Below are 15,063 nucleotides of genomic sequence, written 5' to 3'. Positions count from 1 at the left end.
CCATGCTTAAGAATGCCAAGGTCTACCGGCTCACGTCCGCCCTGCCCTTCTGGAACCTCGACGCCCTGGTCGAGAACCTTGCGGCCCACGCTTACGTCCCAGCCGGCCAGCTGGTGCGCGAGTCGATCGGCTGGGTGTCGCCCCGCGAGGATGCCAAGCTGGCGCACGCAGTGGGCGGCAAGCTGCTGCTGACGCTGCGCGCCGAGTCCAAGCTCCTCCCCGGCAAGGCCATCAATCAGGCCACGGCCGCGCGCGCACTCGAAATCGAAGAGCAGCAGGGGTACAAGGTGGGCCGCAAACAGATGAAGGAGATCCGCGAGCGAATCATCGACGAGAAGCTGCCCACGGCGCTGACACAGTATGACGATATCCGGCTGTGGATCGACCCGATCGAGCGCTGGCTGGTCATCGACACCAGCACGCCATCGAAGGCGGACATGGTCATCGGCCTCCTGGCCAAATCGATTGAACCTTTCCCGCTCGAAAACCTGTATGTCGCGCAGTCGCCGACGTCCGCCATGACGGGCTGGCTGGCAGAGGATGAAGCCCCGGCCAACTTCAGCGTCGACCAGGACGCCGAGCTGCGCGCTACGGGCGCCAGCGGCGCCGCCATCCGCTACGTCAAACACTCGATCGACGCCGACGACGTGCGCCGGCACATCCAGTCCGGCAAGCAGTGCACGCGCCTGGCCATGACCTGGGCGGACAAAATCTCGTTCGAGCTGACCGAGGACCTGGATATCCGCAAGATCCGCGCGCTGGACGTGCTGAAGGAGAACCACCCGGCCGAGGACACCGACGCCGAGGTCTTCGATGCGGAGTTCCTGCTGATGGCCGGCGAGATCGCCAAGTTGCTGGCCGAGCTGGTTCACGCCTTGGGCGGCGAGAAGCAGATCCCGGATTCCGCCGCTGCGGCCGCGCCGACGGCCGGCCAGCTGCCGCTCGAGGGAGACGATGGCGGTGACGACGCCGGAGCCGCGATCGACCCGCTCTACACCGAAGCCGTCATGGTAGTGCGCAAGCACCGCCGCGCCTCCATTTCCCTGGTGCAACGCCATCTGCGTATTGGCTACAACCGCGCCGCCCATCTCCTGGCCTCCATGGAGCTGGCTGGCCTTGTAACGGCCATGCAATCCAACGGCAGCCGCGAGCTGCGTGCCTAAGGAGCAATCATGCGAATCAATCGCCTCACCATCGAGAATTTCCAAGGCGCGTGCGCCGTTGACCTGGATCTGCGGACGCCTGCGGCGCTGATCGCCGGCGCGAACGGCGCCGGCAAGTCCAGCATCGCCGAGGCCGTGCGCCTGGCATTCCTGGGTACACCCGAGCGCATCGGGCTGAAGAAGGAATTCGGCGCCCTGGTCACGGACGGCGCGAAGGTCGGTGCCGTCGCGCTGGACCTGGACGAAGGCACGGTCGGCGTCAGCTTGCCGAAGGGAACGCAGTCGGGCGAAGCCCTGGTCCCGCAGTCACCCGCGCTGCCCTTTGTGCTGGCGCCCGAGCGCTTCGCCGCGGCCAAGCCAGACGAGCGCCGCACCCTGCTGTTCGCGCTGACGGGAACGAACGTGAAGGCCGACGAGATCGAGCGCCGTCTGCTGGCGCGTGGCTGCAGCCCGCTCCTCGTGCCGTCCATCAAGCCCATCCTGCGCGGCGGCTTCGCTGCCGGCGCGGACTATGCCAAGCAACAGGGCACCGAAGCCAAGGGCTCATGGAAAGCAACAACCGGCGAGCAGTGGGGAAGCCAGAAGGCCGAAAGTTGGGCCGCGGAAGTCCCGCCGTTCGACCAGGCCGCGCTGGTGGGCGAGCGCGCGGCACTGGCCGCGGTCGAGGCCAAAATCGAGCAGGCCACCACCGCCCTGGGCGCCTTACAGCAGAAGGCCACCCACTATGCGGACTGGCAGCACCTGCATTCGGCCCGGCAGGCCCAGGCAGCTAAGCTGCCGGCACTGCGCCAGAAGCTCGAGTTCGACCAGGCCGAGCACGGCAAGCTGGCCGAGCGCGTCGCCACGCTGGAGGCGAAGGCCGGAATCGGGCCGCGCGTGGGGCTGGTGCACGACCTGGCCCGCTGCCTAGATGACGCCTACAACTTCGAAGACACGGGCCTCAATTTGCCCGCAGAACTGGATGGGCGGATCCTCAAGGCCTTCAAGGCATATGAGGAGCAGTACGGCAGCCTGGACGACGACGCCGGCGACGCCGAGGCCTCTGCTACCCTGCCCAAGGCCATCGAAGCCCGCGACCTGATGGCGCGCAGCGTCGAGAACGACCGCCGTGACATCGCCGCGGCTGAAGCGGCGGCCGAGCAGCTGGGCGGAAACAACCAGCCCGAGGCGATCGCGCCGGCGGACGTGGAGGCGGCCCGCGCCAAGGTAACGGCCCTGCGCGCCGAACACAAGACGATCAACGAGCGTGTGCAGGCCCTGATGAACGCCAAGCAGGCCGCCACCGGCGCCACCGAGCGCACGGCGAACGCCACGCGCTACCACGGCGACGTGCTGGCCTGGCTGGCCATCGGCGACGCGCTGTCGCCCGACGGCATCCCGGGCGAAATTCTGGCCGAGGCCCTTCAGCCCGTCAACGACAAGTTGGCCGGCCTGGCCGAACTGGCGGGCTGGCGCGCACCGGCCGTCGGCGCCGATATGGGCATCACCTGGGGCGGCCGCCCCTACCGCCTGCTGTCCGAATCAGAACGCTGGCGCGTCGACGCTCTGTTCGGCGCGGCGCTGGCCGAGATTTCAGGTCTGCGCATGTTGATCTTGGACCGCTTCGATTGCCTGGACATGGCTGGGCGCGCCGATGCGCTGGGACTGGTCGATGCCCTGGCCGCCGACGGCCGCATGGACACCATCCTGGTGTTGGGCACGCTCAAAGCCGCGCCGCCCGCCCCCTCTGACGCCTTCACCTCCTTCTGGATTGAAAACGGCACCACCGAGCAGCCCAAGCTGCGCGCCGCGGCTTGAACAAGGACACCGTCATGAACCTGGGTTTCTTCTACGACACCGAAACGACCGGCCTGCCCCTGTTCAAGGAGCCGTCCGAACACCCCGACCAGCCGCACATTGTGCAGTTGGCCGGCGCCCTGGTAGACCTGGACTCTCGCGAAATCGTCGCCAGCCTGGATGTGATCGTGCGCCCCGACGGCTGGGAGATCCCGGACGAGGTTGCAGCCGTGCACGGCATCACGACCGAACACGCTCGCTCCGTCGGTATCCCGGAATCGCTGGCGCTGTCCCTCTTCCTTGAGCTGTGGAGCGGTCGCCAGCGCATCGCCCACAATGAGAGTTTCGATGCGCGTATCGTGCGGATCGCGCAGCATCGCGCCGGCGAGCCGGAACAGGATCTCGAGCGCTGGAAGACCGGGCCCGCCCAGTGCACCGCGCTCCTGTCCACCAACATCATCCAGCTGCCGCCCACGGCGAAAATGCTGGCCGCCCGCCGCACGCACTACAAGACCCCGAACCTTGGCGAGGCTGTCCAGTTCTTCACGGGCAAACCCCTGGAGAACGCTCACAGCGCGATGGCGGACGTCCGCGGCTGCATGGACGTCTACTTCGGGATCCTGGATCGCCAGCGGGAGGCCGCATGACCGCCATCCGCCACCACTCCTCGGAAATGCAGGCAGCGCGGCGCATGACCGCCGGGCAGCTGCGCCTGCTGGGCGTACGGGTGAAGCCGACAACCAGCAATGCGCAGCTGGCCGAACTGATCGCCGAACGCATGGGCTGGGCTGCGCCGGAGCCCACTCCTGCGGCGCTGCTGCCCTTCTTCCTGCGCTTCCTGGACGTCAGCCGCGCAGGCGTGACGCCCCCGCCCTATCGCCCGGTAGTTCGTCGGCCCATGCGCTACGACCTGGCCATGCGCACCATCGCGACCCGCGCCGCCGACGTGCAGCCGCACCTGACCCCCGCCGCAAGCAACGTCGTCACCTGGAGGGAACTCGCAGCATGAGCTTTCACACGACCATCGCGCGCCTGCGCGAAGCTGCCGCCGCCCGCGTCCAAGGCGAGGCGCCAGAAACCTGCCGCGTCCAGCGCGAAGACTTGCGCGTCGCCCTGCACGTCATCGATCGCCTGGATCGCGAACTGCGCCACGCCGGCGTGCTTACCCACGGTACCGCGGCCGACGGCCCCCAGCCTACGCCCGAGCTGCAGGCCGCGGCCGCGCGCCTGACCAAGCTGGCGCGGGAGACCAGGGCGATCTATGGCCAGGAAATGTGTGCCGGCGGCGAGCCTGCCTATCCGTCTTGGACCGACGACGTCCTCGCGCTTGCCGGGCATGCCCGGAGTAAAGGAGACCGGAAATGACCAACCTCAACGCCTCCGGGGCCAAGGTGGCAATGCAGGCCACCGAAGAGGTCGCACAGCACGTCCCTGTAGCCACGCTGCAATGGTCGGAAGCGGCCGAGCCGAATGAGCAGGTCCGCTATACCCACGTCCTGGCGGAATCGCCTTTGGGCCGGTTCAGCATCGAATGGAAGAGCTGGAAGCCTCACGACTCCTACTGCGTTCACCTGGATGGCGACTATCTCGACACCGCGATGAACCTTGACGATGCCAAGGCGATCGCGCTGAAGAAGGTTGCCGACATGGCACATGCGTTGGCCGGCTACGCGGCGTCCGTGGCAAGCGCCCCTGTAGCCGGGGAGGCACAGCAGTTGAAGGTCGAACATGACCGAGGTTTTAGCAGGGGATGGGATCTTGGGCACCAGCACGGCAGTGACCTGGGATTCAGTGGTGGCGTCTGCGTTGCGCTCCAGGTAATCACGGGCCACGACGCGGCAACCATCTGGCGCGAGGTCGTGCAAGCGTGCGACCTGAAGAAGATGCTCGACTACGCGGCCAATGTCGAGCCCGACGAATGGGAACTCGCTGGATTCAAGCAGTACGCACGTGCGGAGCTCAACGAACGTAAGCCGCGCAAGCGCAGCGTCCCTGCTGCGCCCCAGGCCAGCGAGGCGGTGCCCGGGTGCCTGCTCGCGGCCGAACACGTCGGCATGACCGTGGACTACACCGGCTTGCTCGGACAGGCACGGAGCGCGCTAAAGCGGGGCGAGAATGCCCCAGCGATGGCGGAAATGGTGAGACAGCTGGCAGTCCACCTGACGGAGCTAGGGCAGCGCTGGTATGCCGGCGATGCCGCCGTAGTGGACGAGTTTCTTCAGCTCTACTGCATTGAATCCGACGCCCGCGCCGCCCTGCCCGCGCAACCGGGCGCGCGGAAGAAGGGAGGGAGCGATGCGTGAACTCCCCATCCTCTTCAATGGCACCATGGTGCAGGCCGTGCTGGCCAGCGACAAGACACTGACGCGCCGCACAAAGGGACTGGAGTACTTCTCCCGCTCTGACAACGATCCGGACGGCTGGTGGTGCGCACGCGTCGAGGACGGCCACGCCTACATGGTCTACAAGCAATCCCCGCACGAACGCGCCGTCCGCTGCCCCTACGGACAGCCAGGCGACCGCCTCTGGGTGCGCGAAGCGGTCCGTGGGGAAGAACAAGCCAGCGGCCTCGATGGCGTCCGCTACCTCGCCGACGACGCCTTCGTCCCGATCGAGGACAGTAGCGCATCGGCCGAAGCGTGGCTGGCCCTGCACCAGTACCGCCGGAATCGTGGCGCAACAGTACCGCCCATTCACATGCCGCGCTGGGCCTGCCGCCTGGTGCTGGAGATCACGCGCGTGCGCGTGGAGCGGTTACAGGCTATCAACCACGTGGATGCGATCGCCGAGGGCGTCGGACTGAATCCGTCCGCCGCGGAAGTGACCATGACCACGCCCGCCGGCGACTCGCTGCCGCGCGTCATGTTCCGCGCGATGTGGGAGCAGATCAACGGCTCCGAGGCCTGGGCCGCCAACCCCTGGGTGTGGGTGGTGGAGTTCCGGCGTGTAGCGGGCGGAGGGCAATCATGAAGCCCTACCTCTCTGACGCCGAGATCGACGAGATCTGCGAACCGCTGACGCAGCCGCACGCCCAGATACGATACCTGCAACGCCTGGGGGTCCCCGTCAGCCGCAAGCCCGGCGGGCGTCCTCTCGTCGGCCGGGCGGCGTTTGATCGTGTCATGGCGGGCTCGCCACCTGAAGCCGCGAACGACGCGCACCCTCCGCCTTCTGGACCTCAGCCGGACCACGCCGCGCTGCAACAACTTTTCAACAAGCAACGGAAGCATGGGACGCAAGCGAAAATCGGGTGACCTGGGGCTGCCGCCGCGTGTCTACCTCAAACACGGCGCCTTCTACTACGTCCACCCGGGCACTGGCAAGTGGGAGCGGATCGGTACCGACATCGTCGAGGCGAAGCGGCGCGGCAATCTTTACAACGATCCCGCCGGCGAGTACGGCACCATGGCCTACTGGCTGGGCATGTTCATCGCAGACTGCCAGAAGCGCATCGGCTTGCCGAAGGTCCGACGCGGGATCGCCCAACGCACCTACGACGACTACGCAGGCGCGGTGAAACCGCTGACCGCGTTCTTCGGCAAGATGTTGCCCAATCAAGTCCAGGGCTACCACGTGGCGCAGTACCTGGACGCAGGCGCAAGCGCAGACCGCGCGGTACGGGCGAACCGCGAAAAGGCCTGCCTGTCAGCGGCCTTCACCTGGATGATGCGACGACCAGAGACTGGTGCCTCGGCCAACCCTTGCTTTGGCATCGCCCGGAATCCCGAGCAGAAGCGCGATCGGTACGTGGACCATGACGAGTACGCCCTGATCTACGCGAAGGCCTCCAAGCCTGAGCGGATCCTGATGGATCTCATCTACAGGACGCTGCAGCGACCTGAGGACATCATCACCTGGACGGCCGCCAATCTGGTCAACAAACGCGAGGCGGACGGAACGGTCCAGCGCGTAATCCGCAATCGCCAGGCGAAAACCGCCCAAGTTGTGGACATCCGCGTCACGCCAGAAATCGAGGCGATCCTGGCCCGCGCGGCGCCGGGCGAGGCGATCCTCGGCCCGGGGCTGCACCTGGTGCGAACGCGCAAGGGCGAGGCCTATACCTACGATGGAATCTCAGCCATGCTGCGCCGCCGCGTGTACCGGGCGGTCAAGGAGGGCAAGCTGGCCGAACCCTTCGGCTTCTATGACCTGAAAGGCAAGGGCGCAACCGACATGTGGCTGGCCAAGGTACCCTTGACCGATATCCAGGTGCTATGTGGTCATGAGTCCGTGCGCACCACTGAAATCTATGTGAAGGCCCGCTGGCGGGGCACCGTCAGCCCGAACAAAACGGCCCTTCCGGCTGTCTAAAATAGAGCGGTGAAGCCAGGAAACAAGCGACCTACAGGCCCGGTCTGGGCGCCGAATTATTGGACAGTATTCGCCCGCATTCCTATATCTGGCGTGGCTTTCCAGCCCGTTCGGACACCGGAATCATAATCCGCAGGTCCCCTGTTCGAATCAGGGATGCGCCACCAGGAATTCAAAGCCCGGAACCACCTTGGTTCCGGGCTTTTTCGTTCTGGCACCGACATATCTCGGTGCACTCGAAGCCCCATGCACTGGCAGGATTGACGGTTGCAGCAGCTCGACGCATGTACCTACCATCGCAAATCACGCCGGCATTTCCAAATCGATTGAAAGAACGTAGCCCATTGGCTACACTAAATACAGCCTGAAGCTTCGCGTGAGGATCTATGGATACTCCGCATGAAAGCGATTCGAACCACAGTCAACTACGACGATTTTGAATCGTCACTGAAGGACTTGTCCGGACGAGCCCGAATTCAAGCGCGCATTCAGCGCCTGGCCCACGGCAATCCTGGTGACCACCGCAATCTGAGGAAAGGGGTGTCTGAATTGCGCATCGACGTCGGACCCGGCTACCGGGTCTACTACACGGAGCGCGAAGACAGCACCATCGTTATCTTGTTGGTTGGGGGTGGCAAATCCAACCAACAGCGGGATATAGATCTTGCCTACGCGCTAGCAGAACAGCTGTAAATGTGGTGGCGTTCGGCAGTAGGTTCCTGCTGCCGCCGGACCCGACGGCTTACGCGAATCCATTGGAGCAATACGCCATGAAACTGACCACGCGTGAGTACGATGTCGCCGAGCGGCTGCGTACGCCAGAGGAAATGGCCCTCTATCTTGACGCCTGCATTGAGGAAAGCCAAGGTGACGCCGCGTTCATTGCCAAGGCATTGGGCGACATCGCGCGCGCCAAGGGCATGACGCAGGTGGCCAAGGATGCGGGCCTCTCGCGCGAGAGCCTCTACAAGGCGCTCTCAGGGGATCGTGATCCCGGTTTCTCCACCATCCTGAAGGTGTCCAGGGCGCTGGGCCTGCGGCTGCACGCAACGCGAGCCTGAACGGGTCGCACAATCAGCTGGACCAGCAGGAAAGCAGATCAAAAGCCCTATTGTCGGCATCCTGCGTGCGCCGCCAGAATCAAGCAAGGCCCTCGCTCCTGCGAGGGCCTTTTGCTTTGCGGCTCCTGCATGCTGACGAAGCCTTCCCTGCATCAGGGCAGCCGCACCGCATCACGCCGCCTGCCGCCCCAGGTCGCCGCCAGGCTGGCCACGAAAGCGCCTATCAGCATTGAGGCGAATCCCCACAGCGCGAATGCCGCCGCGGCCTTGCGCGCCTGGTCCGCGGCCTCCTTGGCCTTTTGCCTGGCGTCGTCGGCGGCCTGCTTCACGTTCTGCACGGCCTGATCGACGCGGCGCTGCGCCGCTGCCAGCTCCATGCCGGTCTGGGCGGCCACGACCTTCACGACATAGTCGCGGTCTTCGCCTGTCATGGAGCCGCGCGCCACGCTCATCGCCACGATGCGGGCCACTTCATCTCTTGCCCCGTTGCGATCGGCGCCGGCATCGGGCCGTTCCGGACGCAGCAAGGCATCCGAGAAGTAGCCTCGAACCTGCGCCATCCCGTCGCCCCCGCCCGCAGCGGCCGCAGCCGTCGCAGCCGTGCCGGCTCCCGCAGCGACGGAAGCGCCCGCCTTCGCCACGCCGGAAGCCAGGGTCGCGATGGACGCGCCCAGCAGCACGGCGCTGACGACCGCGCTCAGTGCCCACACCAGAAAGCCGTGCGCCGTGTCGCGGAAATAGACCTCGTCCGAATGCACGTCGACCCATTTGGTGCGCAGCCGCCCCGCGACATAGCCGCCTATGCCATAGGCGACGATCTGCGTGGCCAGCATCCATACGATGAGGCCGATGCCTATCGCGGGCGCCGACACGCCCTCGCCACTCCAGGGCGAAACAGAAAGAAAGCCCAGGCCCGTGCCGCCGGCGAACAGCGCCAGCGAAAGCGCCGCGGCGATGACCGCGCCCGCAACCACGGCGGCCCACGACACGGCCGAGATGGCGGATTCTCGCGGCGGCACGCCACCTGCGTACGGCTGACTCAATGAAGATGCGTTTTCCATGGATATGTTCCTTGTTCACGGTTCATTGCGGCTGCGCCGACATGCGCCACAGCTGCAGGAAAATCTCGCGGTCAATGCCAGAACAGCGCCAACAGGATGATGATGGGAATGGGCACGCCAAGCAGCCACAACAAGATGGAACGCATAAAACCTCCTTGGATGATGTCCCGCGCCTTGCGCGCGGCGCTCAGGCCAGATCGATCGTGCCCGGCGCGCGAGGATTCGGCGGCGGCTGCACGGGATCGATGACGTCGGGATCGTTGCGAGGCTGATTCGGATCCAGCGGCGGGTCGTCAGGCGGCGGATTGTTGGGAAAGGCAGGATCGTCGGGTACGGGCTCGTCGCCCCCGCCGGGTTCGCGATGCATGGACTGAGACATGGTGCTCTCCTCGAGCGGCGCCAGGCGCGCCACTCCATCCCCCCAGCAAGCCGCATACCCGCCTGGCGCCCACGGACATGAAAAAGCCCTCTTGCGAGGGCATCATGGCGCGCACAACGGTGAGGGCATCAGGACTTGCTCTTGCCGTCCCTGGCCGTTTCGGTGGCTTTCTGGCCGCCGCTACCCAGAAATTCGACGACGGCAGCCTTGCCCGCCGCCGAAGCCTCATCCTGGCTGCCGTAGCGCCTGCGCGAATAATTGGTGCTGCGCACATTGCCGGTTTCGGGATCGAACAAGGTAATGATCCAGGCGAATTCTCCCGGCATCAGTTGCCTGACTTGCAACGTGGCGCGCGTGCCTGGGCGCAGTTGCGGCATATGGCGGCCTTTAACGTGGTTCGACGCCGACATCGTAGCGCAAACGCGCCGACGCAAACGCGCCGGCGCGAACCCTGGCGAAAATGCTGCGCCCGCACATGATTTCATGCTGCACACCCCGCGGCAAAATCGCCACAAACCGCGCAGCGCGTCAGGAAAACCCTAGGGCCGAATGCCCGAATACAGGCGCACAATCAATACAAACATCTAGACCGCCCCAGCGGCAGCCGCATCCCTTTAATCAGGCGAGGACGGAGACAACATGACTTATGTAGCAGTGGTTATGAGCTGTTTGATGGTTGTGGGTATCGTCGCGTTGGTGATTCAAACGGTTCAAAGCGCAGGGTCCGAACCCTGGCTGAAGATCTCGGCGGCGATTGTCAGTTCCTTATTTGCTTCGCTCTTGTTGATTCCGCTCGGATACGCGGTCGCGCAGACCGTGCTGATCGAATAACTCCTTTTCATTACGGCATACACGCCCGGGGCTATGCGCCCCGGGCGGTTTTGCCGCGGGTCGCTGCCCAGCACAAAAGCGACCCGGCGGTCACCATGGCCACGCCCTGCCAGAATGACGCGGTCAGGCGGGTCGACAGCCAGACGGCAGCGAAGAATGTCGAAAACACCGGCGTGAAGTAGGACGCCGTGGCCAGCAAGGTCAGGTTGCCCTTGAGTATTCCCACGTTCCATAGCGCATAGCCTGCCGCCATGGCGCCGCCGGTCACCAGCAGTTCCAGCGTGGCGGGCCAGGTGTAGGTCAAGGCAGGTTCGGCGCCCAGCAGGAACTTGATCCACAGGGCGGCCGCGGTCAGCATGAAAAACAAGGCGACGCCATTCCTGCCGTCAGCGAACCTCGTGGTCACGTTGCAATAGACAGCCCAGATGATGGCGCCGCTGAAGGCCAGGCCATAGCTGAGAGGATTGCTGGAAACATTGGCGATGGTGCGGTCCCAGGACAAGCCGCCGGATCCGCCCAGAACCCAGACGATGCCGCACAGCGACAACAGTATGCCCGGCACCACCCACGCGCTGGCCCGCTGGCCGTTGATGAGCATGGCGAGTATCACGGTGAAGCAGGGCCAGAGATAGTTGACCATGCCCAATTCGATCGCCTGTCCGCGGTTGGCGGCGTAGCCCAAGGAGAGCGACAGGCAGATCTCGTAGGCGACGAACAGCAGGCTGCCAACGACGAGATAGGAGCGTGGAAAGGTCCGCAGCTTCGGAAAGCCCAGCAACAGCACCAGGAACGCGGAACCCGTCGTATAGATCAGCGCGGCGCCGCCCACCGGACCGAAGCTTTCGCTGACACCACGGATCAGGCCGACGACGGTGCCCCACAGCAGCACCGCCAGCAAACCTAGGGAAGTCGCCGTGTTCCGGCTCAGGGAGAGTTGCATTACCGATTCCGATTGCCCGCTTTGGGGCGCCAAGCCGGGCAGTTTAGCGAAAACCTGCTCGATTCGCGGCCAGCCTTCGGCCTGCGGCAGAGTCGGCGCCCCACCCCCGAATGCCCGCCAGAACAATGCAGAACAAGGAGCAAGCGCCGCATGACCATCTCCACACGCAGATTGAGCGACGTGCTTGCCAGCACGGAATCGGGCCGGCTCTACCGGATTGAAGTATTCCTGAGGACGGAAGAGCCAGGCCACGTGGCCCGGCCTGACGTGGCCCGGCCTGACGCGGCCCGGCCTGACGCGGCGCGCTACATACTCCGCACCACGGAGGGGGAGCTCGTGGTGCCGCTGGATCGGAATCGGTATCGGCTGAAATCGGGCGAAGTACTTACCGCCCTGGCGCCGCCGCCCCACGACGCATGACGGCGCATGGGCGGCAGGCGGCCCAGATCACTGATCCGCCTCCACCCTGCGCTTGCCCTGCCCCTTGGCCTTGTAGAGCGCCATGTCAGCGCGTTCCAGCAGCTCGCGCACGGCAACGCCTGACTGCGGATACACCGCGATTCCGACGCTGGCGGATACTGAGACACTGACCTCGGGATACGGCAGCGACAGGCTTTCCACCAACGCCTGCGCGACACGCCGCGCGTCGTCCCGGCTGGCGCCCAGCAACAGCACCGCGAATTCGTCACCCCCAAGCCGCGCCGCCACGTCCGACACGCGGATCGCGTCGGCCATGCGTTCCGCCGCCTCCTGGAGCACCGCGTCGCCGGTCGCATGGCCGTGCAGGTCGTTGACCGCCTTGAATCCGTCCAGGTCGATCGCCAGGATGGCGAAGGACTCGCCGCTGCGCTGCGCCACCGCCAGCTCGCGCAGCACCAGTTCATTGAACAGCACACGGTTGCACAGGCCTGTCAGCGGATCGTAGTGCGCCAGATGCTGGGCATGCGCCAGCATGCGCGAGGCCTGCACCAGCGCGCCGCCCACTTCCGCAACCTCCTTGACGCGCGTGCCCGGCACCGTCACCGCGTGTCCCTTGCCCAGCGCCAGCGCGGGTGCGACCAGGCTCTGCACGGCCGAAGTCAGCCACGGGAACCTCGCCCTGCGAAGTCCGCAAGCGTCGGCCTGCCGAACGAAACCACACCTCTGGACCCATGCGCCTCCCGATACGTTCCGCCCGGCCCACGACCCGAGGACGAACGAACGCCAGAAATTATTGCAGAAGTTCGCAATCGCACAATCCGCGCCATGGGAATCCCCTCGCCGCGTCGATACCGATGTGGTGAAAACAGCGCGTCCCCAATTTATTGCGGACGCGCGGCGCCTGTCGGCTACCGGTCTTCCAGGTCCGGGGTGCCGGTGAACTGGGCCTTGAGCAGCGTCAGCGCCCCCTTCTCGGCCAGCGCCTCATTGGGGAATACGTGCTTGGTGTCTTCGAGTACTGGAAATCCGAAGACCCGCACCCGGGCGTGATAGCCCTCTGGGGTCTCGGCGAATTCGATGTCGAAGTTGCGTTCTTCGATCCAGCCCGATCGATGCAGTTTCCATTCCATATCCAACGCGCTCCCGAATAGTCGAGGTTGATACGAAAGGCCGGCCCAATGGATACCGGCGCTGCTACACCATACACCCGCCGGGTACGAGCGGGCCATCGGGCGCCCTTCAGCGCTTATTTTTCGACGCGCGGCGGATCCTCTGCGCTGTCCGCCACTCCGTCCACCGGCGGCGCAAACAGGTCCCAGCTGGCCATGAACAGCGCGGCGATCAGCGGGCCGATCACGAAACCGTTCAGGCCGAACAAGGCCATGCCGCCCAGCGTGGAGATCAGCACCACATAGTCAGGCATCTTGGTGTCCTTGCCGACCAGGATCGGGCGCAGCACGTTGTCCACCATGCCGATGACCAGCACACCGAAGAGTATCAGCACGACGCCCTTGATCGTGGCGCCGGTCAGGAGGAAGTAGATCGCGACTGGCGCCCAGATCAACCCGGCGCCGATCGCGGGCAGCAAGGACAGAAAGCCCATGATCACGCCCCACAGCAGCGCGCCCTGGATCGACAAGATCGAGAAGATGATGCCGCCCAGCGCGCCCTGCGCCGCGGCCACCGCGACGTTGCCCTTGACGGTGGCTCGCACCACGGTGGTGAACTTGCGCAGCAGGTGCTGCTTGTGCGTGTCGCTCAGCGGCATGGCGCGCTTGAGCCGCGCCGACAGCAGCGGGCCGTCGCGTAACAGGAAGAACAACAGGTACAGCATGATGCCGAAGCTGATCACGAACTGGAACGTGTCCTGTCCGATGTTCAAGGCCTGGGTCGCCAGGAACTGGCTGGCCTGCATGGCGCCCGCGCTGAGCTTCTCCTGCAGGCTCGGTATGTCGGTCAGGTCGAAGCGCGCCAGCAGGTCATGCACGGACGGCGGCAGAGCCTCCATGGCCTGCTGGAAATAGGCACCGAAGTTGATCTGCCCGGACTTGACGCTCTGATAGAGATTCGCCCCTTCGCGCACCAGCGATCCGCTGATGACGATGAGCGGCAGGATCACCAGCAGCAACACCAGCAGCAAAGTGATCAGCGCAGCCAGGTTGCGCCGTCCGCCGATGCGCGGCACCAGCCGGCGCTGCAGCGGCGCAAAGATGATGGCAAGAACCGCGCCCCAGAAAACGGCGCCGTAAAAAGGCCACAACAACCAGCCGAATGCGATGGTGACCACCACCAGCAGGAGCAGAAAGGTTCTGTAGTGCACGCTGGAAGATTGGCTCATATTCCGTCCCAGGCTCGGCTGACGCCGCGAGACCCGCATTGTACAAAGCGCCGCTCAGCGGGCGTCTGACTGCCGCCCGGCAACCTGCAGCAACACGGCGCGCGCGTGCTCCAGGACGTCCGACTGCGCGTTCAAGCCCTGCAGGCGCAGGTTCAGCTCCTGCTGCAGCGTGAGCGTCGCGACGCGCGCCTGCCCGTCCGCCAGCAGGATGTCCTGCGCATGGGCGGCGACGAAATCCGCCACGCCCAGCGCATCGCGCGCCACCGCATCCATGGCGGCCGCGGCATCCAGCAGTTCTCCCGCGGGCGCCGTCACGGCTTCGTCATAGACGCCGTCATAGACCGGAGCGAGATCCGCCGGCAAGGCCAGCGCCGCGCGCGCCTTGTCGGCCTTGGCTTGGGCCTGCTGAACCTCGGCAGCCTGCTCGGCCAACGTTTTGCGCGCTGCCTCGAAGCGGGCCCGCCGTTCCACGATCTCCGCCACCGAGCGGATGGTCTCGACTTCCACCACGCCGCGCATGGACTCGGCCGCTTGCGCCATGGCCTCCTGGAAACCGGTGATCACTTCGTAGGCCTCGGCATAGCCGCCGACGGCCTCCTTTTCCGGCTCGCTCAACATGCCTATGGGCAGCAGCGACGCGCTGCTCATCCGGCTTTGCAACAGCTGGATGAACGCAACCCGCTCCTGGGGCTCCTTGTTGACGCAGGCCGACAGAAACAGCATCGACGCCATCGTCAGGCCCAGCAGGCAAGCTCGCAGCAGTGCCATGCCCATCCTCCTTGC

Annotated in this window: 21 protein-coding genes and 1 pseudogene; 14 read left to right on the top strand and 8 right to left on the bottom strand. The window is 65.4% G+C overall.

Annotation, left to right across the window (positions count from 1 at the left end; translation table 11 throughout):
• Positions 1-2: 2 nt before the first annotated feature.
• The 12 genes and pseudogenes from IPU70_RS07885 to IPU70_RS07835 form a co-directional block, all read left to right on the top strand.
• Positions 3-905: pseudogene (locus IPU70_RS07885) on the top strand (recombination-associated protein RdgC); the annotation flags it as partial.
• Complete coding sequence (locus IPU70_RS32755; RefSeq protein ID WP_371818887.1) at positions 894-1,163, top strand: DNA translocase FtsK; 270 nt, start codon at positions 894-896, stop codon at positions 1,161-1,163. The pseudogene IPU70_RS07885 and the gene IPU70_RS32755, both read left to right, overlap by 12 nt.
• A 9-nt stretch (positions 1,164-1,172) precedes the next feature.
• Complete coding sequence (locus IPU70_RS07880; RefSeq protein ID WP_207466276.1) at positions 1,173-2,960, top strand: AAA family ATPase; 1,788 nt, start codon at positions 1,173-1,175, stop codon at positions 2,958-2,960.
• Between the two features lie 14 nt (positions 2,961-2,974).
• Positions 2,975-3,586 (top strand): 3'-5' exonuclease, encoded by a 612-nt coding sequence (locus IPU70_RS07875; RefSeq protein WP_207466274.1) that lies wholly within the window; start codon positions 2,975-2,977, stop codon positions 3,584-3,586.
• Entirely contained in the window at positions 3,583-3,948 is a 366-nt protein-coding gene (locus IPU70_RS07870) for a hypothetical protein (protein WP_207466271.1), read from the top strand. Before IPU70_RS07875 ends, IPU70_RS07870 begins: the two co-directional genes overlap by 4 nt.
• Positions 3,945-4,304 (top strand): hypothetical protein, encoded by a 360-nt coding sequence (locus IPU70_RS07865; protein ID WP_207466269.1) that lies wholly within the window; start codon positions 3,945-3,947, stop codon positions 4,302-4,304. Before IPU70_RS07870 ends, IPU70_RS07865 begins: the two co-directional genes overlap by 4 nt.
• Positions 4,301-5,242, top strand: coding sequence for a hypothetical protein (locus tag IPU70_RS07860; RefSeq protein WP_207466267.1), 942 nt, complete (start codon positions 4,301-4,303; stop codon positions 5,240-5,242). Before IPU70_RS07865 ends, IPU70_RS07860 begins: the two co-directional genes overlap by 4 nt.
• Positions 5,235-5,909 carry a hypothetical protein gene (locus IPU70_RS07855; protein WP_207466265.1) on the top strand — a complete coding sequence of 225 codons (675 nt, stop codon included), beginning with the start codon at positions 5,235-5,237 and terminating at the stop codon, positions 5,907-5,909. Before IPU70_RS07860 ends, IPU70_RS07855 begins: the two co-directional genes overlap by 8 nt.
• A complete protein-coding gene (locus IPU70_RS07850) occupies positions 5,906-6,193 on the top strand; it encodes a DUF4224 domain-containing protein (protein WP_207466263.1) in 288 nt (95 codons plus the stop codon). Before IPU70_RS07855 ends, IPU70_RS07850 begins: the two co-directional genes overlap by 4 nt.
• Entirely contained in the window at positions 6,168-7,250 is a 1,083-nt protein-coding gene (locus tag IPU70_RS07845) for a tyrosine-type recombinase/integrase (RefSeq protein WP_207466261.1), read from the top strand. Before IPU70_RS07850 ends, IPU70_RS07845 begins: the two co-directional genes overlap by 26 nt.
• 399 nt (positions 7,251-7,649) lie before the next feature.
• Positions 7,650-7,943, top strand: a complete 294-nt coding sequence (locus IPU70_RS07840) for a type II toxin-antitoxin system RelE/ParE family toxin (protein ID WP_207466259.1) — start codon at positions 7,650-7,652, stop codon at positions 7,941-7,943.
• 77 nt (positions 7,944-8,020) lie between these two features.
• On the top strand, positions 8,021-8,311 hold the full coding sequence (locus IPU70_RS07835; protein ID WP_207466258.1) for an addiction module antidote protein: 291 nt from the start codon (positions 8,021-8,023) through the stop codon (positions 8,309-8,311).
• Positions 8,312-8,463: 152 nt separating this feature from the next.
• On the opposite strand, the gene IPU70_RS07830 is transcribed toward IPU70_RS07835, so the two are convergent.
• From IPU70_RS07830 to IPU70_RS07820, 3 genes are all read right to left on the bottom strand, one after another.
• Complete coding sequence (locus IPU70_RS07830; protein ID WP_207466256.1) at positions 8,464-9,372, bottom strand: hypothetical protein; 909 nt, start codon at positions 9,370-9,372, stop codon at positions 8,464-8,466.
• A 187-nt stretch (positions 9,373-9,559) separates the two neighbouring features.
• A complete protein-coding gene (locus tag IPU70_RS07825) occupies positions 9,560-9,751 on the bottom strand; it encodes a hypothetical protein (protein WP_207466255.1) in 192 nt (63 codons plus the stop codon).
• 128 nt (positions 9,752-9,879) lie between these two features.
• Positions 9,880-10,128, bottom strand: a complete 249-nt coding sequence (locus IPU70_RS07820) for a hypothetical protein (RefSeq protein ID WP_207466254.1) — start codon at positions 10,126-10,128, stop codon at positions 9,880-9,882.
• A gap of 262 nt (positions 10,129-10,390) precedes the next feature.
• Here IPU70_RS07820 and IPU70_RS07815 point away from each other — a divergent pair, with 262 nt between their 5' ends.
• The gene (locus IPU70_RS07815) at positions 10,391-10,582 is read left to right on the top strand and encodes a hypothetical protein (RefSeq protein WP_013392602.1); all 192 of its coding nucleotides are present in this window, start codon (positions 10,391-10,393) and stop codon (positions 10,580-10,582) included.
• A 31-nt stretch (positions 10,583-10,613) separates the two neighbouring features.
• Here the strand turns inward: IPU70_RS07815 and yddG are convergent, their stop codons facing one another.
• Entirely contained in the window at positions 10,614-11,522 is a 909-nt protein-coding gene (gene yddG, locus IPU70_RS07810; protein ID WP_305827141.1) for an aromatic amino acid DMT transporter YddG, read from the bottom strand.
• Positions 11,523-11,672: 150 nt separating this feature from the next.
• On the opposite strand from yddG, the gene IPU70_RS07805 reads away from it, so the two are divergent.
• Entirely contained in the window at positions 11,673-11,942 is a 270-nt protein-coding gene (locus IPU70_RS07805) for a 6-phosphofructokinase (protein WP_207466253.1), read from the top strand.
• A 27-nt stretch (positions 11,943-11,969) separates the two neighbouring features.
• On the opposite strand, the gene IPU70_RS07800 is transcribed toward IPU70_RS07805, so the two are convergent.
• From IPU70_RS07800 to IPU70_RS07785, 4 genes are all read right to left on the bottom strand, one after another.
• Positions 11,970-12,593 carry a GGDEF domain-containing protein gene (locus IPU70_RS07800; protein WP_371818882.1) on the bottom strand — a complete coding sequence of 208 codons (624 nt, stop codon included), beginning with the start codon at positions 12,591-12,593 and terminating at the stop codon, positions 11,970-11,972.
• 257 nt (positions 12,594-12,850) lie between these two features.
• Positions 12,851-13,072, bottom strand: a complete 222-nt coding sequence (locus IPU70_RS07795; protein ID WP_207466252.1) for a hypothetical protein — start codon at positions 13,070-13,072, stop codon at positions 12,851-12,853.
• 116 nt (positions 13,073-13,188) lie between these two features.
• Positions 13,189-14,280, bottom strand: coding sequence for an AI-2E family transporter (locus IPU70_RS07790; protein WP_207466251.1), 1,092 nt, complete (start codon positions 14,278-14,280; stop codon positions 13,189-13,191).
• 54 nt (positions 14,281-14,334) lie between these two features.
• Entirely contained in the window at positions 14,335-15,048 is a 714-nt protein-coding gene (locus tag IPU70_RS07785) for a DUF3053 family protein (protein WP_207466250.1), read from the bottom strand.
• Positions 15,049-15,063 lie beyond the last annotated feature (15 nt).

The organism is Achromobacter sp. SD115 (genome assembly GCF_017355315.1).
Classification (GTDB): Bacteria; Pseudomonadota; Gammaproteobacteria; order Burkholderiales; family Burkholderiaceae_B; genus Achromobacter; species Achromobacter xylosoxidans_B.
Note: the sequence above shows the minus strand (reverse complement) of the source record. Positions and strands in the feature narration are given on the sequence as shown.

Excerpts from the sequence above, each read along its gene's own strand:
- IPU70_RS07850 (WP_207466263.1), top strand. The coding sequence starts at position 5,906 with ATGAAGCCCTACCTCTCTGACGCCGAGATCGACGAGATCTGCGAACCG.
- IPU70_RS07795 (WP_207466252.1), bottom strand. The coding sequence starts at position 13,072 with ATGGAATGGAAACTGCATCGATCGGGCTGGATCGAAGAACGCAACTTC.
- IPU70_RS07875 (WP_207466274.1), top strand. The coding sequence starts at position 2,975 with ATGAACCTGGGTTTCTTCTACGACACCGAAACGACCGGCCTGCCCCTG.
- IPU70_RS07835 (WP_207466258.1), top strand. The coding sequence starts at position 8,021 with ATGAAACTGACCACGCGTGAGTACGATGTCGCCGAGCGGCTGCGTACG.
- IPU70_RS07790 (WP_207466251.1), bottom strand. The coding sequence starts at position 14,280 with ATGAGCCAATCTTCCAGCGTGCACTACAGAACCTTTCTGCTCCTGCTG.
- IPU70_RS07870 (WP_207466271.1), top strand. The coding sequence starts at position 3,583 with ATGACCGCCATCCGCCACCACTCCTCGGAAATGCAGGCAGCGCGGCGC.
- IPU70_RS07820 (WP_207466254.1), bottom strand. The coding sequence starts at position 10,128 with ATGCCGCAACTGCGCCCAGGCACGCGCGCCACGTTGCAAGTCAGGCAA.
- IPU70_RS07815 (WP_013392602.1), top strand. The coding sequence starts at position 10,391 with ATGACTTATGTAGCAGTGGTTATGAGCTGTTTGATGGTTGTGGGTATC.
- IPU70_RS07880 (WP_207466276.1), top strand. The coding sequence starts at position 1,173 with ATGCGAATCAATCGCCTCACCATCGAGAATTTCCAAGGCGCGTGCGCC.
- IPU70_RS07840 (WP_207466259.1), top strand. The coding sequence starts at position 7,650 with ATGAAAGCGATTCGAACCACAGTCAACTACGACGATTTTGAATCGTCA.
- IPU70_RS07855 (WP_207466265.1), top strand. The coding sequence starts at position 5,235 with ATGCGTGAACTCCCCATCCTCTTCAATGGCACCATGGTGCAGGCCGTG.
- IPU70_RS07860 (WP_207466267.1), top strand. The coding sequence starts at position 4,301 with ATGACCAACCTCAACGCCTCCGGGGCCAAGGTGGCAATGCAGGCCACC.
- IPU70_RS07785 (WP_207466250.1), bottom strand. The coding sequence starts at position 15,048 with ATGGCACTGCTGCGAGCTTGCCTGCTGGGCCTGACGATGGCGTCGATG.
- IPU70_RS07845 (WP_207466261.1), top strand. The coding sequence starts at position 6,168 with ATGGGACGCAAGCGAAAATCGGGTGACCTGGGGCTGCCGCCGCGTGTC.
- IPU70_RS07830 (WP_207466256.1), bottom strand. The coding sequence starts at position 9,372 with ATGGAAAACGCATCTTCATTGAGTCAGCCGTACGCAGGTGGCGTGCCG.
- IPU70_RS07805 (WP_207466253.1), top strand. The coding sequence starts at position 11,673 with ATGACCATCTCCACACGCAGATTGAGCGACGTGCTTGCCAGCACGGAA.
- IPU70_RS07825 (WP_207466255.1), bottom strand. The coding sequence starts at position 9,751 with ATGTCTCAGTCCATGCATCGCGAACCCGGCGGGGGCGACGAGCCCGTA.
- IPU70_RS07865 (WP_207466269.1), top strand. The coding sequence starts at position 3,945 with ATGAGCTTTCACACGACCATCGCGCGCCTGCGCGAAGCTGCCGCCGCC.
- yddG (WP_305827141.1), bottom strand. The coding sequence starts at position 11,522 with ATGCAACTCTCCCTGAGCCGGAACACGGCGACTTCCCTAGGTTTGCTG.